The sequence below is a fragment of the Azospirillum sp. VT-I1 genome, from assembly GCF_055698305.1.
The window spans coordinates 832,190-854,377 of record NZ_CP168803.1; the positions used below are offsets into that span (position 1 = coordinate 832,190).

The following is a 22,188-nucleotide window of genomic DNA, read 5'->3' on the forward strand; positions in this document are numbered from 1 at the left end:
GGCCGGGGTCTTCGTCATCACGCCGGTCAGTTCATCTCTTCGGCGTAATGGCAGGCGACCAGCCGCTCGTCGACGGGGCGCAGCGGCGGAACCTCCGCGGCGCAGCGGTCGGTGGCGAAGGGACAGCGCTTGTGGAAGGCGCAGCCCGGCGGCGGGTTCAGCGGCGAGGGCAGCTCGCCCTTCGGCACAACCCGCTCCACCCGCAGGTCAGGGTTCACCCGCGGCGTCGCCGCCAGCAGGATGCGGGTGTAGGGATGGCGCGGCCGGGTGAACACCACGTCCTTGGCGCCATGTTCCACCGGCTTGCCCAGATACATCACCATCAGCGATCGGCGATGTGCCGAACGACGCTGAGATCGTGGGAGATGAACAGATAGGCGAGGTTCAGCTCTTCCTGCAGATCCATCATCAGGTTCAACACCTGCGCCTGGATCGACACGTCGAGCGCCGACACCGGCTCGTCCGCCACGACGACGCGCGGGTTCAGCATCAGCGCGCGAGCGATGGCGATGCGCTGGCGCTGGCCGCCGGAGAACATGTGCGGATAGCGGTCGACCTGATCGGGACGCAGGCCCACCTTGCCCATCATCGCCACCGCGCGGTCGCGCCGCTCGTGCTTGTCCATGGCGGTGTTGATGACCAGCGGTTCGGTCAGGATGGAACCGACGGTCTTGCGCGGATTCAGCGAGCCGTAGGGGTTCTGGAAGACCATCTGCACCGTGCGGCGCAGCTCCTTCATCTCCGCGGCACTGCGCCCGACCACGTCGCGGCCGTCATAGTGCAGCTCGCCCGAGGTCGGCGGCTCGATCATGGTGACGGAGCGGGCGAGCGTCGACTTGCCGCAGCCCGATTCGCCGACCACCGCCAGCGTCTTGCCGGCCTGCAGGCGGAAGGACACGCCGTCCAGCGCCTTCACCGTCGCCATCGGCTTGAAGGCGCCGCGCTTGACGGCGTAATGCTTGCGCAGGTCGCGAGCCTCCAGCACGACCGACCGGTCGGCCGAAGCCTCGATGATGGGGGACTCGGTCTCGGTGCTCATCACAGCGCCTCCCCGGCGGCGAGATGGCCGTCCGGCAGCGGGTAGAAACAGCGCGCGCGCCCGTCGTCCACGTCGAACAGGGCCGGGCGCTCGGCACGGCAGCGGGCGTCGGCGAAGCGGCAGCGCGGGCTGAACAGGCAGCCGGCCGGCCGGTCGGCGATGCCCGGCACCATGCCGGGGATGGTCGGCAGCCGGCGCTTGCCCAGCGCCCGTTCCGGCAGGGCGTCCAGCAGGGCGCCGGTGTAGGGATGGCGCGGCCGCTCGAACAGCGAATGGACGGGCCGCGTCTCCGCAACCTGGCCGGCATACATCACGACAACGCGCTGGGCCGTCTCCGCCACCACGCCCATGTCGTGGGTGATGAGGATCAGCGCCATGCCGCGCTCGCGCTGCAGCTGGACCAGCAGGTCGAGGATCTGCTTCTGGATGGTGACGTCCAGCGCCGTCGTCGGCTCGTCCGCCACCAGCAGGCGCGGGTTGCAGGCGATGGCGATGGCGATCATCACGCGCTGGTTCATGCCGCCCGACAGCTGGTGCGGGAAGGCGGACAGCCGGGTTTCCGGCGCCGGGATGCCGACCTGTTCCAGCAGGGCGATGGCGCGGTTGCGCAGCGCCTTGCCGGACAGCCCCTCATGCACGCGCAGAGTCTCCATGATCTGGAAACCGACGGTGAAGCAGGGGTTCAGGCTGGTCATCGGCTCCTGGAAGACCATGGCCACGTCCTTGCCGGTGATCTTCCGGCGCTGGGCGGCGGGCATGGTCAGCAGGTCCTTGCCGGCGAACATCATCCGGTCGGCGACCACCCGGCCGTTGGAGCCGAGAAGCCCCATCACGGCCAGCGAGGTCACGGACTTGCCGGAACCGGATTCGCCGACGATGCCGACGACCTCGCCCTCGTCCACGGTCAGGTCGATTCCGTCCACCGCGCGGAAGGTGCCGGCGCGGGTGGTGAACTCGACCGACAGGTTCTTGATGTCGAGAAGAGGCATGAGGTCAACGCTTCAGCTTGGGGTCGAGCGCGTCGCGAAGACCGTCGCCCAACAGATTGAAGGCCAGCACGGTCACCAGGATGGCGACGCCGGGCCAGGTCACGACCCAGGGGGCGCGCTGGAGGAACTGCAGCGAGGAGGCCAGCATGGTGCCCCATTCCGGCGTCGGCGGCTGCGCGCCGAGGCCGAGGAAGCCCAGGGCGGCGGCGTCCAGGATGGCGGTGGAGAAGCCCAGCGTCGCCTGCACGATCAGCGGCGCCACGCAGTTCGGCAGCACGACGATCAGCATCAGGCGCAGCGGCCCGGCGCCGGCGACGCGCGAGGCGACGACATAGTCCTTGTTCACCTCCGCCAGCACGGCGGCGCGGGTCAGGCGGGCATAGTGCGGGATCACCACCACCGACACCGCCAGCATGGCGTTCACCAGCCCCGGCCCGAGGATGGCGGCCACCACGACGGCCAGCAGCAGCGACGGCAGCGCCAGCAGGATGTCCATCGCGCGCATGATCAGCACGTCGACGATCCCGCCGAAGAAGCCGGCCAGCAGCCCCAGCCCCAGCCCGACGGCCAGCGACAGGGTCACGACGATCAGGCCGATCATCATCGAAAGCCGCGCGCCGTACATAAGGCGCGACAGCATGTCGCGGCCGATGTCGTCGGTGCCCAGGATGTAGGTCCAGCTACCGCCCTCCTGCCAGACCGGCGGCGTCAGGATGGCGTCGCGGTACTGGATGTCGGGATGGTGCGGGGCGATCACGCCGGCGAAAATGGCGATCAGCGCGATCAGCACGATCACCACCAGGCCGGCCAGCGCGCCCTTGTTCTGCCTGAAGTGATACCAGAACTCGGTCAGCGGGTGCGGCGGGCGCGAAACGGCGACCGTATCCGGGGTGGCGGGCTCTGCGTTGGTCGAGAATTCAGCGGACATGGATTGGCCTCACCGCGCGTGACGGATGCGGGGGTTGAGGACGCCGTAAAGCACGTCCACCAGCAGGTTGACCAGGATCACCGAGGTGGCGATCAGCAGGACGCCGCCCTGCAGGGCCGGATAGTCGCGGCGGTTGATCGATTCGATCAGCCACTTGCCGACGCCCGGCCAGGAGAAGATGGTCTCCGTCAGGATGGCGCCGCCCAGCAGTGTGCCGACCTGCAGGCCGATGACGGTCACCACCGGGATCAGCGCGTTGCGCAGCGCATGCATGCCGATGACCCGGCCGTCGGCCAGACCCTTGGCGCGGGCGGTGCGGATGTAATCCTCGCCCAGCACCTCCAGCATCGCCGAGCGCGTCATGCGCGCCACCACCGCCAGCGGCACGGTGCCCAGCACGATGGTCGGCAGCACCAGATGGCCGAGAGCGGAGCGGAACGCCTCGTATTCGCCGGCCATCAGCGTGTCGATCAGCATGAAGCCGGTGACCGGTTCGACGTAATGGATCAGGTCCAGGCGCCCCGACACCGGGGTCCAGCCCAGCCCGACCGAGAAGAACAGGATCAGCAGCAGGCCCCACCAGAAGATCGGCATCGAATAGCCGGTCAGGCTGATGCCCATCACGCCATGGTCGAACAGCGATCCGCGTTTCACCGCCGCCAGGATGCCGGCGGGCAGCCCGACCAGCGTCGCGAACAGCATGGCGCACAGCGCCAGTTCCAGCGTCGCCGGGAACAGGGTGATGAACTCGCTCAGCACCGAATTGTGGGTCACCAGCGACAGGCCGAAATCGCCCGACAGCACGTTGCCGACATAATCGAGGAACTGCTGCCAGAGCGGCCGGTCCAGACCCAGTTCATGGCGAAGGGCGGCCAGCCGTTCGGGCGCGATGCCCCGTTCGCCGACGCGCACCTCGATGGGGTCGCCGGGAACCAGCCGGATCAGGATGAAGGTCAGAAAGGTGATGCCGAGAAAGGTCGGAATCACCAAGCTCACCCGCGTCAGGATGAAGCGAAGCATCGACGGGTACTCGTTTTTTAAAACTACGGTGAAAACTGGAACGGAGCGCTGCCTAGACAACGCCCCGTTCCGTCAGGGGCACTTGCCCCACCCTTGACCCTTCCTCGCTTGCGCGGAGGCGGGAACGCAACTCATTTCAAAGAGATGGGAAGCGCGGCATGCACGCCCCCACCCCCTTGCTCTCCTTCGCACCCCCATTTTGCAGGAGGTGCGCGCCACATCACTTCAGGTCGACGCCTTCGAAACGATGGATGCCGAACGGATCCATCTTGTAGCCGACGACGTTCTTGGCGAGGCCCATGTAAACCACCGAGTGGGCGATGGTGTACCACGGGGCCTCTTCCTTGAAGATGACCTGGGACTGTTCGTACAGCTTGGTGCGCGCGGCGATGTCGGTGGTGCGCTTGGCCTGGACGACGAGGTCGTCGAACTCCTTGTTGCACCACTTCGACAGGTTGTTGCCGCCCGGACGCGCCGCCTCGCAACCCAGCAGGGTGTAGAGGAAGTTGTCGGGGTCGCCGTTGTCGCCGGTCCAGCCGAGCATGCCCATCTGGTGCTCGCCCTGCTGCATGCGCTTGCGGTACTCACCCCATTCGTACTGCACGATCTTCGCCTTGATGCCGACCTTGGCGAGGTCGGCCTGCATCATCTCGGCGATGCGCTTGGCGTTGGGGTTGTACGGGCGCTGCACCGGCATCGCCCACAGGTCGGTCTCGAAGCCGTTGGGGTAGCCGGCGTCGGCCAGCAGCTTCTTCGCCCGCTCGATGTCGTACGGATAATCCTCGATCGCGTTGTTGTACGACCACATGGTCGGCGGGATCGGGTTCTTGGCCGGCACGCCGGCGGCCTGATAGACCGCGGCGACCATCGCCTTCTTGTCCATCGCCATGCTGACGGCGCGGCGGACGCGGACGTCGTCGAACGGCTTCTTCGTGACGTTGAAGGAGACGTAGCCGACGTTCAGGCCTTCCTGCTCCTGCACGACGATCGAGCCGTCCTTCTTCATCGCGTCGATGTCGGCCGGGTTCGGATACGGCATCACCTGGCATTCGTTGGCCTTCAGCTTGGCCAGACGAACCGCCGCATCGGGCGTGATCGCGAAGACGAGGTTGTCGAGCGGCTGCTTGCCGCCCCAATACTGCTCGAACGCCTTGTAGCGGATGACGGCGTCCTTCTGGTAGGCGACGAACTGGAACGGGCCGGTGCCGACCGGAACCTGATCCAGCTTCTCCGGCGTGCCCTTCTTCAGCAGCATCGCGCCGTACTCGGCCGACATAATCGGCGCGAACGGCATGGCGAGGTTGGCCAGGAACGGCGCCTCGACCGCGTTCAGCGTGAAGCGGACCGTCAGGTCGTCCACCTTCTCGATCGACTTCAGCAACTTGGGCATCGCCATGTCGTTGAAGTAGTCGTAGGCGCCGCCGGAAATCTTGTGGAAGGGATGGTCCGCCTTCCACTGCCGCTCGAACGAGAAGATCACGTCGTCGGCGTTGGCGTCGCGGGTCGGCTTGAAATCGCCGACGCTGTGCCACTTGGCACCGGCGCGCAGCTTGAAGGTATAGACCAGCCCGTCGTCGGAGATGGTCCAGGATTCGGCCAGGCCGGGAATGACCTTGGTGCCGCCATGCTCGAACTGGACCAGGTTGTTGTAGACCGGGAGGGCCACATCGAAGCTGGTGCCGGTCGTGTTCAACATGGGGTTGAAGTTTTCGGGGCTACCCTCGGAGCAATAAACAAGGGTCTTCGCCGCCTGGGCCGGCGCCGACAGCGCCAGCGCCGCGGCCATACCAAGCCCGGCACCCAGCAGGATGCGCTTCATTCGTCTTGCCTCCCGATTCCGGTTGGAGCGTACGGAAAATTTGCCAGAACGCCGTTGGAAATAGCGTCGCCATTTGGCGCGTGCCAAAGGCGCCTGTCAACGTCAACATGCATACGTGGCTATACCGTGGCGCAGAGCACATTTTGAGGAGCCGATACGTCCGTATGGACACATTTCCGACCCCCAAAACGAAATAGTTGCAAAGCCAACCATCCGCTTGACCGAATCGGCAGGTCCCTTCCCCTGCGAATCAGGTTATCCGGGTGGGCGGCCTCGGCTATGCGCGCAGCCGACGGGATCCGGCCGGCTGCCATGCACACCCGCCGTGAAGCCCGGCGCCGGCCGCCATGCTAGGCTGGGTTGCACCATCCATGGAACCCCCTTTCGGACACCGATCCGTCGATGCCCTTCCCGTCCCTGCCGCCCTCCCTGCGCAGCGGCCCCTTCGCCGCCTACAGCCTCTACATCGTCGGATCGGCGCTGCTGGCCTCCAACCCGGTGGTGGGCCGGGCGGCGGCCCATGTGGTGCCGCCGATCGGGCTGGCCTTCTGGCGATGGCTGATCGCCTTCCTGATCGTGCTGCCCTTCGCCCTGCCCGGCCTGCTGGCCCATCGCCACCGGCTGAGGGAGCAGTGGCGCCGCTACCTGCTGCTGGGGGTTCTGGGGCAGGGGATTTCCGGCGCCATCGTCTATTACGGGCTGGAACGGACCAGCGCCACCAACGCCAGCCTGATCTATGCCACCAGCCCGGCGATGATCCTGGCGCTTGCCGCCCTCTGGCTGGGCGACGCGATCCGGCCCCGGCAGATCCTGGGCATCCTGCTGGCGATGGCGGGGGTGCTGGCGATCCTCACCCGCGGCGATCCGGAAGCGCTGCTGCGGCTGTCCTTCAATGTCGGCGATCTCCTGGTGCTGACGGGGGCGGTGTCCTGGTCGGTCTACACCATCCTGCTGCGGCAATCGGGCACGCCCCTGCCGGTGGTCACCGCCTTCGCCGCCAACGCGCTGGCCGGCGTCCTGGTGCTGGCGCCCTTCTATGCCTGGGAGACGGTGGCGGTGCGGCCGGTGCCCTTCTCGGCCTCCACCGTCCTGTCGATCGTGGCGGTTGCACTGTTCGCCTCGGTCCTGGCGCTGCTGGCCTATCAGAAGACCATCGCGATGATGGGGGCCGCCCGCGCCTCCACCGCGCTGTATGTCTCGCCCCTGTGGGCGGCGCTGGCCTCCTGGCTTCTGCTGGCGGAACCGCTGCAGGGATTTCATCTGTTGGGGGTGATGCTGGTGCTGCCCGGCGTCATGCTGGCCACCCTGCCCGCCCGCAAGCCGCGGGCCGAGACCGCGTCCGAGACGGCTTGATCGGCGGCGTCCGTCCGCCCATCTTGCGCGGACCCGCCCCCTCCCGAACCCGTCCGGCCATGTCCCAGACCACACCCACCCCGCTCCTGCTCTGTGCCGACGATTACGGGCTGGCGCCGGGCGTCAACGCCGCCATCCGCGACCTGATCGGCTGCGGCCGGCTCACCGCCACCTCGGTGATGAGCCTCTGCCCGCACTGGCGCAGCGATGCCGCCGCCCTGCACGACTTGAAGGACAAGGCCGACGTCGGGCTGCACTTCACCCTGACCGACCAGCCGCCGCTGGGGCCGATGCCGGTGCTGGCGCCGGACGGGCGGCTGCCGCCGCTGGGGCGGCTGATGGGCTGGGCCTATCGCGGGAAACTGAACGCGCCGGCCGCGCGGGCCGAGATCCGTGACGAACTGTCGCGCCAGATCGCTGCCTTCACCGATGCCTGGGGGGCCGCCCCCGACTACATCGACGGCCACCAGCACGTCCACCAGTTGCCGGGCGTGCGCGACGCGGTGGTGGAGGCGCTCGGCACCCTGCCCGGCGCCTATGTCCGCCTGTGCGGGGAACCGGTGTCGGCGGTCCTGCGTCGCGGTGTCGCAGTGCCAAAGACGCTGCTGATCGGCGGGCTTGGCGGCGGGCTGGCCCGCATGGTGCGGGCGCGCGGCATTCCCGCCAACGACCGCTTCGCCGGAGTCTACGACTTCGCCGCCAGCCGCCCCTTCGCCGATCTGATGCCGCGATTCCTGGACGGGCTGGGCCGCCGCAGCCTGGTGATGGTGCATCCCGGCCTGCCCGACGAGGAGCTGCGCCGCGTCGACAGTCTGGTCGAACCGCGGCGCGCCGAATACGACTATCTCCGGGGGCCGGAGTTCGCCGCCCTGCTGGAGCGGCGCAACATCCGCCTCACCCGATTCTCCGGCCTGTCGCCGGACGGGGCGTCCGGCCGGTAGGTCCGGTTATTCCTCGTCCGGCTGCCAGGCGCGGCGGCGCAGCTTGAAGCGCTGAACCTTGCCGGTCTCCGTCCGCGGCAGCGCGTCGAGGAACTCAACCGCGCGCGGGTATTTGTAGGGCGCGATGTGGTCCTTGACGAAGCTCTGCAGCTCCTCGGCGAGACGCTCGTCGGGGCGGACGCCGTCGCGCAGCACGACGAAGGCCTTGGGGATGGTGCCGCGCACGGGATCGGGTGCGGCGATCACCGCGCATTCCTGCACCGCCTCATGGCTCAACAGGATGTTCTCGACCTCCAGGCCGGAGATCTTGTAGCCGGCCGAGACGATCAGGTCGTCGGTGCGGGCGTGATACCAGAAGAAGCCGTCCTCATCGACGTGGAAGGCGTCGCCGGTCAGGTTCCAGCCCTGCTGGACATAGCTTTCCTGCCGGGGATCGTCGAGATAGAGGCAGCCCGTCGCACCGCGCACCGCCAGCCGGCCGACCTGCCCCGGCGGCAGCCGGCGGAACTGGTCGTCCACCACCATCGCCTCGTATCCCGGCACCGGCTTGCCGGTGGAGCCGGGCCGGACGTCGCCGGGCACGGCGTGCAGCACCGCGTTCAGCAGCTCTGTGGTGCCCAGGCTGTCGAGGATCTCCAGACCCGTCGCATCGCGCCAACCCTCGAAGGTTTGCTGGGGCAGCGGTTCCCCGGCCGAGACGCAGAGCCGCAGGGAAGCCAGCCCCTTCGCCAGCGCCGGGTCGGCGGCCATCCGGCCGATCATGCCGCGGTAGACGGTGGGCACGGTGAACATCACCGTCGCCCTGTGGCGGGTCGCCGCCTCCAGCAGCCGGTCCGCGGTCCCGCGCTCCAGCAGGATGACGGAGGCGCCGATGCGCAGCGGGAACAGCAGCAGTCCGCCCAGCCCATAGGCGAAGGCCAGCGTCGGCGAGCCGCAGAACACGTCGTCCGGCCCGGTGCCCAGGACCGAGCGCGGCGACAGGTCGGTGATCGCCAGCAGATGGCGGTGCAGATGGGCCGCCGCCTTCGGCGTACCGGTGGTGCCGGAGGTGAAGGCGATCAGCGCGACATCGTCCTGCGCCGTGTCGGCGGCCTGGAAGCCGGCCGGCTTGGTGGCGATGCGGTGTTCCAGTTCGCCGTCGCGGAAGCCGACGATGCGCAGCGACGGCACCGCCGCCTCTTCCAGATCGTCGAGGAAATGGGTGTCGCACAGCGCCATGTCGATCGCCGCACGCTTCAGCACGTCGGCCAGTTCGGGCGCACGCAGCAGCGGCATGGTCGGCACCAGCACGCCGCCGGCCTTGATGACCGCCAGCCAGCAGGCGGCGAGCATCGGCGTGTTGGGGCCGCGCAGCAGCACGCGGTTGCCGGTGACCAGCCCGTAATCCTCGGTCAGGACGCGGGCGATGCGGTCGACGGTGTCGCGCATCCGGCCATAGCTCCACACCTCCCCATCGCCGCCGATCAGGCAGGGGCGGTCGTCCCACCCCCGCTCGCGCCAGCCGTCGATCAGGGCGGAGGCTGCGTTGAGGCGTTCGGGATACTGGAGTTCGGGGCGTTCGAGAATCAGGTCGGGGCGCTGGGACGGCGCCGGCAGACGGTCGCGGGTGAAGCTGTCGAGGTGGCCGGAGGGTGCCATCTGCACTGGGCGCTCCGGCGCAGCAGGCTCCGGCGCGATGCGCTGGGCTGCCTCCGCCCGTTGGAGGACGGGAAGAACGGGACCGGCGTAATCGGTGGGCGGACCGGTCCGCCACACGCGCGGTTCAGAAACGGCCATGCCGTCGGCCGGCGCAAAAGCGCATCCCTTCATGGGCAATGCTCCATCTCCCCCGCAGAGGACGCATGAACACGCCTCCGTCTTATCTTTTATGATCCGACTATAGTGCCAGGGAGCGGATGTGAGCCATGCAACGAACGAATGGTGGATGCACCATCAATCGCCATTCATGCCGGGACAAGTGATCGAAACGGCCGATTTTCCGTTGGTAAGACGCACGATTCGCAACGAAAGTATGGGACCGCGCAGAAAAACTCATCCGTTCTGCAGATAAAGATCGATCTCGCCCTGCTCCATCACATGGGCAGTGCCGTGTATGATTCCGTTCGCCACCTGGATAATGCGGTGGATCATCGCGACGGAGGTCTGGCAGTCCATCCGGAGCTTGTCGGGATCGCCGCTGTCGATGTCTGTGCCGATGCGCTCCAGCGTGTGGGCGATCACCTGATGGGCCTGGGCGATGGTGTCCTCGAACGGCCGGCGGAACTTGGACGGCACATGGCCGTAGGCTTCGATCGCCAGGTCCTTGTCGGAGAAGCCGCTGTCGCGGAAATGCTCGGCATAGCTCTTGGGCTGCCAGATGCGGCATTCCTCCAGCATGTCCGGCATGTCCGGAATCATCTCGATCAGCATCACGATTTCGTTGAAGTGATTGAGATAATCGGTGGCGAGCAGGGTCTTTTCGGAGATGTTGGTCCCGCGCACGCGATCCCGCCACCGGCCGAAATCGGCCAGTTCATCCGGCGGAATGCCGTCCATCAGGGACCGATCCAACTCTTGGTCTTCCATGCACAAACCCGGACCCGATGCGGCAGCCATGCGGTGCTTTGGCGCGGTGTTTCGGCGCGATGTCCCGGCCGGAGGACCGGCACGGATCGGCCACCCTTCCCTAACCGACGGCACGCTTCAACGGTGAAGCGATGTCCTTAACGTCGGATTAAACGCGTTGCAAGCACCGGGTTGCGAAAGCCCCCAATTGACGCGCGGAAACGGCGCCCCCGCCCGCCCCTGTCAAAAATTCGCCGCCGGCGCCAGCCGCATGCTGCAGCGGCGCCCGGCGGCGAGTGACTGGCGGTTCAGGGAGGAATCACACCATTGCCGGTTCCAACACGACCACCGGCGGTTGGTTCCTGCTGCTGGTGGGATTTTCGCCCGCGGGTCCGGCGGAAAGAAAAAAGCGCCGGCCTGGGGGAAGGGCCGGCGCTTTCGAGGATCGGGAACACTCGCCTCGCCCTCGAACGGCGGGTCGCCTGAGGGCAATGTCAGAGTAACCTTGTAAGTCTTTCAGAACGGTTAAGGCTCTCCCTCCGGCATCCCCTATGCGGGGATGGTCATAGGCCGGCTTTCCAGGCCGCCGGACCATGTCCTGCCGGTTTTCATACTATTCATAGAGAGTAATCCTTTAACGGTATCTCGAATAAATCTTTCGGGTTCACTCCCGTTAGGCCGTGGACTGCGCCATATGAATTTGACCGTTGCAGGCCGGGATGCGTCAGTCTGTTGTTCGAAGCAGCGCCGACGGCATTGGGGCCTTCAGCGGCACCGCCCGCCGCAATCGCCGTCGGACTCGCAAACCGGGAAGGAGCGGCCGCAGCCGGGCAACCGGACGCGGCACAACGGGTAGGACGCCAGGAACACGCGCCGCAGAAAGGCACGGGGAGAGAGATGGAGCAGTACACCGGTCACTTCATGCAGCATTTGCCCTACCTGCGCCGCTATGCCCGCGCGCTGACCGGGACGAACGGGCGGGGGGACGCCTTGGTGACCCGCACCCTGGAATGGTATCTGGAGGCGGACGAGGCCGAGACCGGCCGCGGCGACGACCTGTCGCGCGGCGTGCTCTACCGCCATCTGAACAAGCTTCAGGACCAGGAAGGGGCGCCGCCCGCGGTCGCCCCCTACCATCCGGTCGAATCCGCGCTGATGACGCTGGACGAGACCGACCGGCGGCTCTACCTGCTGGTCAACCTGGAGGACCTGCCGGTCGGCGATGCCGCCGCCGTGCTGGAGCTTGCCCCGGAAGACGCGCTGGAACGGCTGACCCACGCCCGCGAGCGCGTGCGCGCCCGGCTGACCGCCACCATCCTGATCGTCGAGGACGATGCGATCATCGCCTATGATCTGGCGGAGACGGTGCGCGGCATGGGCCATATCGTCTGCGGCAACGCCGCGACGATGGACGAGGCTCTGTCGCTGGCGGCGGAGCATCGGCCGACGCTGGCGCTGATGGACATCCGGCTGGCCGACGGCGACAACGGGCTTGAGGTGGCGCGCGAACTGCGGTCCCGCCGCTTCCTGCCGGTGATCTTCGTCACCGCCTTCCCCGACGATCTGGCCAAGCACGGGCTGGAGCATCTGGGTCCGGTGATCCCGAAGCCCTTCACCCGCGACCAGATCGAACAGGCCATCACCCGGGCGGTGTTCATGCCGCAGCCGGAGGACGCCCGCGAGACGGCGCAGCCCCACTGAGGGCGCGCCGCGCGGCGGCGGTGGCCTGACGGAAGCAGGCTAGCCGGAAGTGGCTTAGCGGAAGACGACGGTCTTGTTGCCGTTCAGCAGCACGCGGTGCTCCACGTGGTAGCGGACGGCGCGGGCCAGCACGATGTTCTCGATGTCGCGCCCGATGGCCACCAGGTCGTCGGGCGTCATCGTATGGTCGACGCGCTCGGCCTCCTGCTCGATGATCGGGCCTTCGTCCAGGTTCGAGGTGACGTAGTGCGCGGTGGCGCCGATCAGCTTCACGCCGCGGGCATGGGCCTGATGGTAGGGCTTGGCCCCCTTGAAGCTGGGCAGGAAGCTGTGGTGGATGTTGATGACCCGGCCGGCCATCCGCTCGCACAGGGCACCGGACAGCACCTGCATGTAGCGGGCGAGCACCACGAGATCGACCTTCTCCTCGTCCACGATCTCCAGCAGGCGGGCTTCCTGCTGCGCCTTGTTGTCGGGGCCGACCGGCAGATGGTGGAACGGGATGTTGTGCCAAGCCGCCAGCTGGTAGAAGTCCCGGTGGTTGGAGACGATGGCCGGGATCTCGATCGGCAAATAGCCGGTGCGGTAGCGGTACAGCAGGTCGTTCAGGCAATGGCCGAATTTCGACACCATGATCAGCACGCGCGGGCGGCGCCGGGCGTCGTGGATCTTCCAGGTCATGCCGAAGCGTTCCGCCACCTGGGCGGCGAAATCGGCCTCCAGCTGCTGCTTCGTCGGCCCGCCGTCGCTGCCGTTGAAGCTGACGCGCATGAAGAACAGGCCGGAGATGCGGTCGCCGAACTGCGCGCTGTCGATGATGTTGCAGCTCCGCTCCGCCAGGAAGCCGGACACCGCGAAGACGATGCCGACGGTGTCGGGGCAGGAAACGGTGAGGATATAGTCGGAGCCGGTCTCAGACATCGCGCGTCCACCATGACGTACAGCATGAAAAGGGGGAGGCTTCCCTAGCACGAACGCCGCGATGTTGCACTTGCTTCATGAACGGTCCCGCACATGGCAGCACCGTAAGCTGGGGATTGCCCCGATATGCGGCCGTCCACGCCGCTCTGGCGCCCGCCGCCCGGCGGTGCGACAATCGATATGGGACCAACGGTCGGCAAGCAACAGGGCGGAGTCATCCATGGCATCCGGCGGCAAGATCATCGGCGAATATTCCAAGGGCAAGGTGGACAAGCTTCTGACGGCCGACGCCGCCGACAGCAGCCGGAGCCAGCGCATCCGCCGCTTCCTGGAGAACATGGACTCCGCGATCCTGGAGGCCAACTGCGAGGTCATCGGCCGCGAACTGCCGAACCTGGACCGCGACTCCTTCCTGCGGATGGCGGTCCGCGTCGCCGAACTGCGCGCCGACTATATCCGCGCCGGCCTGCACATGTCGGAGGCCCGCCACCCGGAACCGTCCACCGTCGCCGAACTGGCCCGCCTGCGCACGGCGTACGAGGAGATGCTGGCGGTGTACGAGGCGGCCGAACGGGTGATCGAACGCGGCTATGCGAAGTTGGGGTGAATGCCCCGAAAACAAAAACCCCTCCCCCGCGGTCTTGCGGAGAAGGGGAGCGACCGGTCGATTTCGAACTCGGCCCGGTCGAATTCAGTGGCGACCTCCATAGCGACACCCGGTGGCCGGGGTAGCGGCCGGGACCCCAGGGTCAGACGTCGCGGAAATGCTCCAACTCACGTCGCAGGCTGGTTGCTTCCTGCCGCAGACCGACGATCCGACGGGCATCAGGCCTCGGCTGCTGTTCCTCGCGTTCGAGCTCACCCTCGACTTCGCGCTGCTCTTGCCGGATGATGTTGAACAAGGCTTTCCTCAACATCGACACCTCCCGAGCTGATCGCTAAAATTTTAGCGCTTTTTCAGACTGCCATCAAGCAACCAATCACGTCTGTCGAATCCTCGTTCCGTCAAGTCTGCCCGGATGACGGGACGCTCACAAATATTCAGGGATGGTAACCTGCCCGGCCTTGACAATACTTATTCGCACCCGCATTGGTTAACGAATCGGGGTAGAGCAACGGATAGGGCAATCGCAGGCCGCAGCCCTTCACTCCTCTTGCAGCACGGTATTTTTCGCCATGGATCGTCGACAGCTGCTTGGGCTCGGGCTCAGCAAGCTTTGGTTAACCGGGATCGGCACGGCGGGGCTGGCGCTGGCGCAGCCACTCTCGGCCGCGTCCGCTTTCGCCGGCCAGCAGCGGCCGGAGCGCAAGCCGTCCAGCGGCACTTCGCCGCAGACCGCCACGAAATCCCGGCTGGTGATGCTCGATCCCGGCCATGGCGGCGCCGATCCCGGCGCCATCGGCACCCGCGGCACCCATGAGAAGGCGGTGACGCTGGACATCGCGCGCGAGGTCGCCCGCCTGCTGGCCGACCGGCACGGCATCGCGGTGAAGCTGACGCGCCGCGACGACCGCTTCCTGGCGCTGGACGAACGGGTTGCCCTGACGCGCAAGGCCGACGCCGACCTGTTCGTGTCGATCCATGCCGACAGCGCCCCCAATGCCGACGCCCGCGGCATGTCGGCCTACATCCTGTCGGAAAAGGCCTCCGACGCCTTCGCCTCCCGGCTTGCCCAGCAGGAGAACGAGGCGGACCGATTCGGCAAGCGGGGGACGGGCGGCGGCAACCGCGTCGTCAAGGACATCCTGCTGGACCTGACGGCGCGCCACACCCGCCATGCCTCGCTCGCCGCCCGCCAGCTTCTGGTGGAGGGGGCGGGGAAGGAGCTTCGCCTGCTCGAGAACCCGATGCGCGCGGCCAATTTCGCCGTGCTGAAGGCGCCGGACGTGCCGTCGGTGCTGGTGGAGACCGGCTTCCTGTCCAATCCCAAGGACGAGGAAATCCTGAGCGATCCCACCGCGCGCCGGGTGGTTTCCCGCGTCCTGGCGCGAGAGATCGCGGGCGTGCTGTCCAGCCCAGCTTTCGCCTGATTTTGCCCTGAGACTGCCCGAAACGTTGCGGCGACCATCCCTTCGCAGCCGCAGCGACTGCAACATCCGTGCATCACCTGGGGACAAAGTGACGATGACTGGTGAAGGCTCCGAATTTCCCCATTGCAAACGCCGTTCCGCCGTGACTTTTTCCGGCCGCGCGCCGCATCCGCCCGGCGCTGGGCACGCTGGCGAAGGGAGGCACGCTGTGACGGGTTTGAGCCGCCTGGGGACGTTGTTCGCGCTCGCCTGCACGGCGGGTGTCTCGCTGGCCGGCTGCGGGCCGCTGCTGCTCGGCACCGCCGGCGGCGCCGCGGTCGTCGCCTCGCAGGAGCGCGGCTTCGGCGGCTTCGTCAGCGACACCGAAATCCGCGCCCGCATCAACTCGCTGTGGCTGCAGCATTCGGTCGACATGACCAACCGGATCGGGCTGACCGTCGACCAGGGCCGCGTGCTGCTGACCGGCCGCGCCGCCGACCCGCAGATGCGGCTCGACGCAGTGCGCCTCGCCTGGCAGGCGCAGGGCGTGAAGGAAGTCATCAACGAGATCCAGATCGACAACGGCTCCAGCATCGTCGACACCGCGCGTGACACCTGGATTTCGACCCAGATCCGCAGCCGGATCACGTTCGATGCGGATATTCATAGCCAGAACTACAGCATCGATACCGTCGATGGCGTTGTCTATCTGATGGGTGTCGCCAGTTCACAGGAAGAGCTGGACCGCGCGATCCAGCACGCCCGTTCGGTGCCCAACGTCCAACGCGTCGTCAGCTACGTCCGCCTGCTCTCAAACCTCCAGGGTTGAACCCCGACCGCCATGGCCTCCGCCCTTTCCCGCGTCCTCGCCGCACTCCGCACCGCCACCGTCGCCGCCGCCCTGATCCTTCCGGCGGCGACCGTGGCCGGTCCCGTTCTGGCGCAGGACGCGGTGACGGCCGGGTCCGTGGCAGGCATCGCGGCGGGGCCGGTCGCGGTGGAGAGCGCGGTGACGGAGGACGGCGGCGGGGCGGACAACCCGACCGCCGGCACGCCCGGCCCGGCCAACCGCCTGTTCGTCCAGGCGCTGCAGCTGATCCGGCAGGCCGACAACACCTTCGACGTCGCCGAGGAGTCCCGCCTGCTGAAGGACGCGGACAAGCTGTTCAACGAGATCGTGACGAAGTATCCCGACAGCCCGCTGGCGGTGCAGCTCGTCACCAACCAGTTCGTCGGCGACTTCGACTTCTACGAATTCCGCTCGCGCATCCGGGCGCTGGTCTGCAACGACGCGCTCAGCAGCCTGTGCTTCCTCCACCGCATCGGCGAGATGCTGCCGCCGGTGGAGACGCCGATCAGCGCCGCCCGCTGGGACTGGCTGTCGCTGGCCGTCGCCTACCAGCAGCTGGGCGACACCGGCCGCGCCAAGGAGATCATGGCGCCCTTCGTCAGCGCGGTGCGCCGCGGCGGCGTCGCCGACAGTTCCGGCCAGGACCTGTTCGTCGCCCGCGCCCTGTCGCTGATGGGGCAGACGCCGCTGGCGCTCGACATCACGCGGCAGATCAACGACTGCTCGACCCGCATCTACAACCTCGCCGACATCGCCAAGGCGGCGTCCTGGCGCGGCGACGCCGCCCTGACCAACGCGCTGGCGGACGAGGCCAAGAGCTATGCCTCCAGCCACAACTGCGCCTGGGAGCTGGGGCTGGTCGCCCAATCGCTGCTGCGCGCCGGCAAGGAGGCGCAGGCCCGCACCCTGTTCCTGAACACGGTCGAGACGCAGTTCTCCAAGTTCAAGGAAACCCGCGGCGACTGCTGCCCGCCGGAACTGGCGGTGGCCGCCGCCGACATCGGCGAGCCGAAGCTGGCGCTGGGCCTGCTCAGCACCGTGCAGGACGAGAATCCCTGGACGATCCCGGCCGTGCTGGGGCGGCTGGCCAAGCGCGGCGAGACCGGCATGGCCGTCGCCTATGCCGAGCAGGTGGCGGACATCGACACCCGCGGCGAGGCCTTCGCCGAACTGATCGAGGCAGCGATGAAGCGCGGCGAGCCGGCCGTCGCCAACGACCTGATGAACCGCCTGAACAAGCTGGTGGACGATGCCGCCGGCCGTCGGCCCGGGGTTCTGGCCCAGCGGGCCAAGGCGGAGAAGACCTTCTACAACGACGACCGCTGGCGCCGCAGCTTCCAGCTGTCGATCAACACGGCGGAAAAGGCCAGCAACTTCGTCCGCCGCGACATCGGCGCCCCGCTGCTGGCCGCACTGGTCAGGATCGAGACCGGCCTGCCGATGCTGGATTGAGGGGGAGAAGCCCTCTCCCACCCTGGGAGAGGGACGCTCTCACCCCACCGTCAGCACCAGCTTCCCGACATGCTGGTTGCTCTCCATCAGCCGGTGGGCATCAGCAGCCCGTTCCAGCGGAAACAGCTCGTGGACGACCGGCTTGACCCTGCCTTCCGCGATCAGCGGCCAGACGCGGGCCTTCAACTGCCCGGCCACCGCCTGCTTGTAGGCGACTGGGCGCGCCCGCAGGGTGGAGCCGGTCAGCACCAGCCGCTTGGTCATGACGGGGAAGAAGTTCACGGTCGCCGTCGCCCCGCGCACGAAGCCGATGCAGACATAGCGGCCCTCGACCGCCAGCGCGTCGATGCTGCGGGCGACGTAATCGCCGCCGACGATGTCCAGCACCACATTCACGCCGGCGCCGCCGGTCGCCTCCTTCACCACCGCGACGAAATCCTCGGTGCCGTAGTCGATGGCGCGTTCGGCGCCCAGGCTGACGCAGGCATCGCATTTCTCCGGTCCACGGGCGGTGGCGAAAACCCGTGCGCCGAAGGCCGCACCCAGCTGGATCGCCGTGGTGCCGATGCCGGACGTGCCGCCATGGACCAGCAGCGCCTCGCCGGGCTGCAGCGCGCCGCGCTCGAACACGTTGGACCAGACGGTGAAGAAGGTCTCCGGCAGGGCCGCCGCCTCGGCCATCGTCAGGCCGGCGGGGATCGGCAGGCATTGGGCGGCCGGCACGACGCAGAACTCGGCATAGCCGCCGCCGGCCAGCAGGGCGCAGACGGGATCGCCGACAGCCCAGCCCTCCACCCCCTCCCCCAGCGCATCGACGGTGCCGGCGACCTCGAGGCCGGGAATGTCGCTGATGCCCGGCGGCGGGTTGTACTTGCCGAGCCGCTGGAGCACGTCCGGCCGATTGACCCCGGCCGCTTGGACCGCGATGCGGATCTCGCCGGGAGCCGGATCGGGGACCGGGCGGCGCGCCGGGACCAGCACCTCCGGTTTGCCGGGCTGGCTCACCTCGATCGCCATCATGATTCTGGAGTCTGTCATTCGTATCGCTCCCCTGCCCTGTCATGGTGATGGGTTTGGGGCGCACTGTGTCGCCGCGGGGGAATGCCCGTCCACGCGGCGATGGATCCGATTTCGTCCTGCGGAAAAAGCAAAAAAATGGCCGTGCTGCACACAGCACGGCCAGTCTCCGAGAGAAGCGCGAACATGCAAAACAACACATCCGCCCGATGAGAAAGGAACGCCTTTCCCGAGACAGACAATCGCACAATCCAGCGGCCAATTCCCGAGAAATCCGTCTATTTTCCATTCCGTGGAAACGGCATTCTTCTCAAGAAAGAAGGCCGCGCTCCGTCGGGAACGCGGCCTCTAGTGCGCCAGGGAGGATATGCCGACGTGCACCACCTGCCGTCAGCTCTTGGCGTTCTTGTCCGTCGTGAGGGTCAGTTCGGGACCGGGACGCGCCCGCCCAGCTCCTGCGTCACCGCGGCGGCGGCGCGCTTGACCATCTCGCCCAGGGCGCGCAGCCGCGCGTCCTCGATGCGCCGGCTGGAACCGGACAGCGACAGGGCGCCCATCACACGGGAATTCTCGTCGAAGATCGGGGCGGCGACACAGCGCAGGCCCGACACCCGCTCCTCCTGGTCCAGGGCATAGCCGCGGGTGCGCACCAGCGTCAGGTCGCGGTACAGCGCCGGCAGCGACGACAGGGTGCTGCGGGTGAACTGGCGCATGCCGCGCTGGGTCACGATGGTCTGCACCTTGGTCTCGGTCATGCCGGCCAGCAGCGCCTTGCCGACGGCCGAGCAGTGCAGGAGCGTGCGGTCGGTCTGCGGCACCGCCACCTGGGCGGCGCGGGGGCCGCCGACGCGGGCCAGATAGATCGCCTCGCCATTCTCCTCGACCGCCAGATTGACGATCTCGCTGCTCTCCTCCATCAGGCGGCGCATGCGGGGACGGGCGACGTCGACCAGATTGCGGGTCTTCAGGAAATTGGCGCCGGTCATGTAGGCCTGGACGCCGACCACCCAGCCGCGCGCGCTCTGGTCGAAGCGGACGTAGCGCTCGTACTGCAGGGTCGTCAGCAGGCGGTGGGTGGTGGAAGGCGACAGGTTCGCGGCCTCCGCCAGTTCGGTCAGGGTCATCGGACCGTCATTGGCGCCGAGAATGGTCAGGATGTTCAGCGCGCGGCAGAGCGACTGCACCACCTGACCGCGTTCGGCCTTGGCGTCGGCCTTGCCGTTGTCGTTCTTCACCCGCGGCGTCTCGATGATCGCCGTCTTGATGATGGCCGCGGCGCCCTCGCTGGGGTCGTCATGGATGATGCGGCGGGCCAGGGTGCTGTTTTGGGCTTGCGCTTTCATGTCCCATCTCCCTCGGGGTCCGGCGCGTTGGTTGCGCCTGTCTGTTGCGGCTGATGGCGTGAGTGACAGAAGCTTCGCTTGAACCGCGGGGCCGTCGCGGACGGCAGCCCCGCGGGGTACCGGTCAATTCTTGAAAATCGACTGCATGGTGGAGCCCAGGCTGGCGGGGCTGTCGGCGACGGCGATGCCGACCGACTTCATGAAGTCGATCTTGAAGTCGGCGGTGTCGTTGCCGCCGGAGATCACAGCACCGGCATGGCCCATGCGGCGGCCCGGAGGAGCCGTGCGGCCGGCGATGAAGCCGACGACCGGCTTCTTCGTGCCCGACGCCTTGATGAACTCGGCGCCGCGGACTTCGGCGTCACCACCGATCTCGCCGATCATGATGATGCCCTCGGTCTCCGGGTCCTTCACGAACAGCTCCAGGCTGTCGACGAAGTTGGTGCCGTTGACCGGGTCGCCGCCGATGCCGATGCAGGTGGTCTGGCCCAGGCCGGCCGCCGTGGTCTGCGCGACGGCCTCATAGGTCAGCGTGCCGGAGCGCGACACGATGCCGATCTTGCCGCGCTTGTGGATGTGGCCCGGCATGATGCCGATCTTGCACTCGTCCGGCGTGATGATGCCGGGGCAGTTCGGGCCGATCAGGCGCGTGGCCGAACCATCCAGGGCGCGCTTGACGCGGACCATGTCCAGCACCGGGATGCCTTCGGTGATGCAGACCACCAGCGGGATCCCGGCGTCAATCGCCTCCAGGATCGCGTCCGCGGCGAAGGGCGGCGGCACGTAGATCACCGAGGCGTTGGCGCCGGTCTTCTCGACCGCTTCCGAAACGGTGTCGAAGATCGGCAGGTCGAGGTGCTTGGCGCCGCCCTTACCGGGGGTCACGCCGCCGACCATCTTGGTGCCGTAGGCGATGGCCTGCTCGGAGTGGAAGGTGCCCTGGGCGCCGGTGAAGCCCTGGCAGATCACCTTCGTGTTCTTATCGACGAGAACAGCCATATCACGCGGCCTCCTTCTTGACGGCGGCGACGATCTTCCGGGCTGCGTCGTCCAGATTGTCGGCGGAGAGGATCGGCAGGCCGGATTCGGCCAGGATCTTCTTGCCCAGATCGACGTTGGTGCCTTCCAGGCGCACCACCAGCGGCACATGCAGGTGCACTTCGCGGGCGGCGGCGACCACACCCTCGGCGATCACGTCGCAGCGCATGATGCCGCCAAAGATGTTGACCAGGATGCCTTCGACGTTGCTGTCGGACAGGATCAGCTTGAAGGCCGCGGTGACGCGCTCCTTCGTGGCGCCGCCGCCGACGTCGAGGAAGTTGGCCGGCTCGGCGCCGTACAGCTTGATGATGTCCATCGTCGCCATGGCGAGACCGGCGCCGTTCACCATGCAGCCGATGTTGCCGTCGAGCTTGACGTAGTTGAGGTCGTGCTTGGCCGCCTCGATCTCCGCCGGGTCCTCCTCGGCCTCGTCGCGCAAGGCGGCGACATCCTTGTGGCGGAACAGCGCGTTGTCGTCGAAGCTCATCTTGGCGTCGAGTGCCAGGATGTCGCCCGAACCGGTGACGATCAGCGGGTTGATCTCGACGATGGCACAGTCCAGCTCGGTGAAGGCCTTGTAGGCGGCGGCGATGAAGCGCGCGGCGGCCGAAACCTGCTTGCCTTCCAGCCCCAGCGCGAAGGCGACCTTGCGGGTGTGGTAGCCCTGGATGCCAGTAGCCGGGTCGATGGCGACCTTGACGATCTTCTCCGGCGTGTTGTGGGCGACCTCCTCGATCTCCATGCCGCCTTCGGTCGAGGCGATGATGGTGACGCGGCCGGTGCCGCGGTCGGTCAGCAGGCCGAGATACAGCTCGCGCTTGATGTCGGCGCCTTCCTCGACATAGAGGCGCTTGACCTCCTTACCCGCCGGGCCGGTCTGCTTGGTGACCAGCACCCGGTTCAGCATCTCCGCGGCGTTGGAGGCCACCTCGCCGATGGACTTGACGACGCGGACGCCGCCCTTGCCGTTCGGGTTGTCCTGGAAGCGGCCGGCGCCGCGGCCGCCGGCATGGATCTGGGACTTCACCACCCAGACCGGACCGCCCAGTTCGCGGGCGACCGATTCAGCCTCTTCCGGGGTGAAGGCCACGCCGCCGCGCGGAACGGCGACGCCATACCCCCGCAGCAGATCCTTGGCCTGATATTCGTGAATGTTCATGGCTTGCGTCTCGACCCTATTCGGGAATTGTCTTTTGGAGGCCGCGGGGAGCCGGGAATTC

At 67.4% G+C, this 22,188-nt stretch carries 19 protein-coding genes and 1 pseudogene; 7 read left to right on the top strand and 13 right to left on the bottom strand.

Annotated elements, in window-relative coordinates:
• Positions 1-26 precede the first annotated feature (26 nt).
• From AB8P05_RS22250 to AB8P05_RS22270, 5 genes and pseudogenes are all read right to left on the bottom strand, one after another.
• Positions 27-1,039 (bottom strand): annotated as a pseudogene (locus tag AB8P05_RS22250) (peptide ABC transporter ATP-binding protein).
• The gene (locus tag AB8P05_RS22255; RefSeq protein WP_472760394.1) at positions 1,039-2,028 is read right to left on the bottom strand and encodes an ABC transporter ATP-binding protein; all 990 of its coding nucleotides are present in this window, start codon (positions 2,026-2,028) and stop codon (positions 1,039-1,041) included. The pseudogene AB8P05_RS22250 and the gene AB8P05_RS22255 overlap by 1 nt, the downstream one beginning before the upstream one ends.
• Positions 2,029-2,032: 4 nt before the next feature.
• Positions 2,033-2,956: an ABC transporter permease subunit gene (locus tag AB8P05_RS22260; RefSeq protein ID WP_455174196.1), complete on the bottom strand. Its 924-nt coding sequence runs from the start codon at positions 2,954-2,956 to the stop codon at positions 2,033-2,035.
• 9 nt (positions 2,957-2,965) lie between these two features.
• On the bottom strand, positions 2,966-3,976 hold the full coding sequence (locus AB8P05_RS22265) for an ABC transporter permease subunit (RefSeq protein WP_455174195.1): 1,011 nt from the start codon (positions 3,974-3,976) through the stop codon (positions 2,966-2,968).
• 220 nt (positions 3,977-4,196) lie between these two features.
• Positions 4,197-5,795 carry an ABC transporter substrate-binding protein gene (locus tag AB8P05_RS22270; protein ID WP_455174194.1) on the bottom strand — a complete coding sequence of 533 codons (1,599 nt, stop codon included), beginning with the start codon at positions 5,793-5,795 and terminating at the stop codon, positions 4,197-4,199.
• A gap of 402 nt (positions 5,796-6,197) precedes the next feature.
• Between AB8P05_RS22270 and AB8P05_RS22275 the strand changes: the two genes are divergently transcribed.
• Positions 6,198-7,148, top strand: a complete 951-nt coding sequence (locus AB8P05_RS22275; protein WP_472760395.1) for a DMT family transporter — start codon at positions 6,198-6,200, stop codon at positions 7,146-7,148.
• A 59-nt stretch (positions 7,149-7,207) separates the two neighbouring features.
• Entirely contained in the window at positions 7,208-8,089 is an 882-nt protein-coding gene (locus AB8P05_RS22280) for a ChbG/HpnK family deacetylase (RefSeq protein WP_472760396.1), read from the top strand.
• 6 nt (positions 8,090-8,095) lie between these two features.
• Here the strand turns inward: AB8P05_RS22280 and AB8P05_RS22285 are convergent, their stop codons facing one another.
• Positions 8,096-9,727, bottom strand: a complete 1,632-nt coding sequence (locus AB8P05_RS22285; protein WP_472760693.1) for an AMP-binding protein — start codon at positions 9,725-9,727, stop codon at positions 8,096-8,098.
• Between the two features lie 393 nt (positions 9,728-10,120).
• Complete coding sequence (locus AB8P05_RS22290) at positions 10,121-10,624, bottom strand: hypothetical protein (RefSeq protein WP_472760694.1); 504 nt, start codon at positions 10,622-10,624, stop codon at positions 10,121-10,123.
• Between the two features lie 906 nt (positions 10,625-11,530).
• Here AB8P05_RS22290 and AB8P05_RS22295 point away from each other — a divergent pair.
• Positions 11,531-12,334, top strand: coding sequence for a response regulator (locus tag AB8P05_RS22295; RefSeq protein ID WP_472760397.1), 804 nt, complete (start codon positions 11,531-11,533; stop codon positions 12,332-12,334).
• 54 nt (positions 12,335-12,388) lie between these two features.
• Here AB8P05_RS22295 and purU read toward each other — a convergent pair whose 3' ends face one another.
• Positions 12,389-13,255 (bottom strand): formyltetrahydrofolate deformylase, encoded by an 867-nt coding sequence (gene purU, locus AB8P05_RS22300; protein ID WP_455174189.1) that lies wholly within the window; start codon positions 13,253-13,255, stop codon positions 12,389-12,391.
• 220 nt (positions 13,256-13,475) lie between these two features.
• Between purU and AB8P05_RS22305 the strand changes: the two genes are divergently transcribed.
• On the top strand, positions 13,476-13,862 hold the full coding sequence (locus AB8P05_RS22305) for a hypothetical protein (protein ID WP_472760398.1): 387 nt from the start codon (positions 13,476-13,478) through the stop codon (positions 13,860-13,862).
• Positions 13,863-14,004: 142 nt separating this feature from the next.
• Here AB8P05_RS22305 and AB8P05_RS22310 read toward each other — a convergent pair whose 3' ends face one another.
• The gene (locus tag AB8P05_RS22310; protein ID WP_455174187.1) at positions 14,005-14,157 is read right to left on the bottom strand and encodes a hypothetical protein; all 153 of its coding nucleotides are present in this window, start codon (positions 14,155-14,157) and stop codon (positions 14,005-14,007) included.
• A gap of 274 nt (positions 14,158-14,431) precedes the next feature.
• Here AB8P05_RS22310 and AB8P05_RS22315 point away from each other — a divergent pair, with 274 nt between their 5' ends.
• The 3 genes from AB8P05_RS22315 to AB8P05_RS22325 all read left to right on the top strand — a co-directional run bounded on the left by AB8P05_RS22315 (position 14,432) and on the right by AB8P05_RS22325 (position 17,567).
• Positions 14,432-15,286, top strand: coding sequence for an N-acetylmuramoyl-L-alanine amidase family protein (locus AB8P05_RS22315; protein WP_455174186.1), 855 nt, complete (start codon positions 14,432-14,434; stop codon positions 15,284-15,286).
• A gap of 208 nt (positions 15,287-15,494) precedes the next feature.
• The gene (locus AB8P05_RS22320) at positions 15,495-16,094 is read left to right on the top strand and encodes a BON domain-containing protein (protein ID WP_472760399.1); all 600 of its coding nucleotides are present in this window, start codon (positions 15,495-15,497) and stop codon (positions 16,092-16,094) included.
• A 12-nt stretch (positions 16,095-16,106) separates the two neighbouring features.
• A complete protein-coding gene (locus AB8P05_RS22325) occupies positions 16,107-17,567 on the top strand; it encodes a hypothetical protein (RefSeq protein WP_472760400.1) in 1,461 nt (486 codons plus the stop codon).
• 39 nt (positions 17,568-17,606) lie between these two features.
• Here the strand turns inward: AB8P05_RS22325 and AB8P05_RS22330 are convergent, their stop codons facing one another.
• The 4 genes from AB8P05_RS22330 to sucC all read right to left on the bottom strand — a co-directional run bounded on the left by AB8P05_RS22330 (position 17,607) and on the right by sucC (position 22,127).
• Positions 17,607-18,605, bottom strand: coding sequence for an NAD(P)H-quinone oxidoreductase (locus tag AB8P05_RS22330; protein ID WP_472760401.1), 999 nt, complete (start codon positions 18,603-18,605; stop codon positions 17,607-17,609).
• A 401-nt stretch (positions 18,606-19,006) separates the two neighbouring features.
• Positions 19,007-19,927, bottom strand: a complete 921-nt coding sequence (locus AB8P05_RS22335) for an IclR family transcriptional regulator (RefSeq protein WP_472760402.1) — start codon at positions 19,925-19,927, stop codon at positions 19,007-19,009.
• Positions 19,928-20,050: 123 nt separating this feature from the next.
• Positions 20,051-20,926, bottom strand: a complete 876-nt coding sequence (sucD, locus tag AB8P05_RS22340; RefSeq protein ID WP_472760403.1) for a succinate--CoA ligase subunit alpha — start codon at positions 20,924-20,926, stop codon at positions 20,051-20,053.
• A gap of 1 nt (position 20,927) precedes the next feature.
• Complete coding sequence (sucC, locus tag AB8P05_RS22345) at positions 20,928-22,127, bottom strand: ADP-forming succinate--CoA ligase subunit beta (protein ID WP_472760404.1); 1,200 nt, start codon at positions 22,125-22,127, stop codon at positions 20,928-20,930.
• Positions 22,128-22,188: the final 61 nt, after the last annotated feature.